A 1,631-nucleotide genomic window follows, 5' to 3' on the forward strand; every position below is an offset into this window, starting at 1 on the left:
ACTTAGAATGCGGCGCACATTATAAGCAATAGTCGTAATAATTCAAATTTGAAAATTGGCTTGTTTAAGTTCCATTTAAGTTATTGATGATAATAAAAAAACGGCATAGATTTCCACCTTATTGCCGTTTAATGCAAATAATCCCATGAAGGAATTACTCATTTTCTAGGTGCCCAGAAACTCATAAATATAATTATCCATTGTGTCGTAAAAGTGATAATTTTACATGGAAGTTTTTACAGTTTAATCATGATAGGTGAAATTATGAAAGATAACACTATGAGTTTCTCTGTAAACAAAGATCTGGATGTTCATTCAAAAAGCTTTGACGCCTTTATATCATATATGGAAAACAGCAATGATATTTGGGCTATAAAAGACAACGAACATCGATTCATCTATGCCAACGATGCAATGATTTATTACAGCGGTCTTCCTAAAGGTTTTAATATAGAAGGGAAGCTTGATGGTGAGTGTCCAGCACCGTGGTCTGAGTTTGAAAATATTATACAAGCTAGTTGTGATGTTGTAATGACGAGTCAAAAAAACATTCCAGTATTAAACACCTTGACTTATGGTGGGAAACAAAAAATGATCCAACCATTTATGCTCAATGTTACCCCCCTAATGAAGGATGGGAAATGCATTGGGGTTGTTGGTCACGGTACAAAACTTGAAATTTATTCCATGTATCATTTTGAAAACAACCTTCAGCCTGACTCATTAACTTTTGGCAAACCAACTGATTTATTTACTGATAGAGAGTTCGATATAGTATTTTTTGCATTACAATCGCTAAGCGCTAAAGACATAGCGAGAAAATTAGATATTACCTATAGAACGGTACAAAGCAGGCTACATATCATTTATCAGAAAATAGGAATAAATTCATTAAGCCAGTTAAAAGAATATTGCAGGGGTAAGGGATATGATAACTATGCTCCTACTCGATTTATTAACACGAATCCCTATATACCTCTAGTATAACAATGAACTACACATTCTATTAGGGTTCTGCTTGGCAGAACCTTAAGCCTTGTTTCTCTCACATTCTATCCAGCATATTTCACATTGCAATTATTCATTAAAAACATAATTAATAATAAAAATTTTACACAATATAGAATATTAGTATATTGAAGGTGATTACAGGAAACTGCTCCTCTGTAAAATCATCCGCACCAAATAGGCGCCCAGAAACTCATAAATATAATTATCCATTGTGTCGTAAAAGTGATAATTTTACATGGAAGTTTTTACAGTTTAATCATGATAGGTGAAATTATGAAAGATAACACTATGAGTTTCTCTGTAAACAAAGATCTGGATGTTCATTCAAAAAGCTTTGACGCCTTTATATCATATATGGAAAACAGCAATGATATTTGGGCTATAAAAGACAACGAACATCGATTCATCTATGCCAACGATGCAATGATTTATTACAGCGGTCTTCCTAAAGGTTTTAAACGGCTTATTGTTTCTGTTTCTGTTATTATTCCCTTGTTTAATATTCTGTGGGGGATGAATATGAAAAAATTGTTAGTAATTTGTTTGTTAGGATTTGTATTAGCTGGTTGTGATAACCAACCTAAAATTGATGCGTCTAATGAAATCTCGTTGAAAGTATC

Annotated in this window: 1 protein-coding gene and 1 pseudogene; both read left to right on the forward strand. The window is 32.8% G+C overall.

Features of this window, described 5'->3' with window-relative positions:
* Nucleotides 1–264: 264 nt before the first annotated feature.
* Complete coding sequence (locus tag C6H66_RS25275) at nucleotides 265–987, forward strand: helix-turn-helix transcriptional regulator (protein ID WP_105397072.1); 723 nt, start codon at nucleotides 265–267, stop codon at nucleotides 985–987.
* A 297-nt stretch (nucleotides 988–1,284) separates the two neighbouring features.
* Nucleotides 1,285–1,631 (forward strand): annotated as a pseudogene (locus C6H66_RS27195) (hypothetical protein); the annotation flags it as partial.

The organism is Photorhabdus hindustanensis, assembly GCF_002968995.1.
Lineage (GTDB): Bacteria > Pseudomonadota > Gammaproteobacteria > Enterobacterales > Enterobacteriaceae > Photorhabdus > Photorhabdus akhurstii.

Bases quoted from the DNA above. Each gene is read 5' to 3' on its own strand.
- C6H66_RS25275 (WP_105397072.1), top strand. From the start codon at position 265: ATGAAAGATAACACTATGAGTTTCTCTGTAAACAAAGATCTGGATGTT.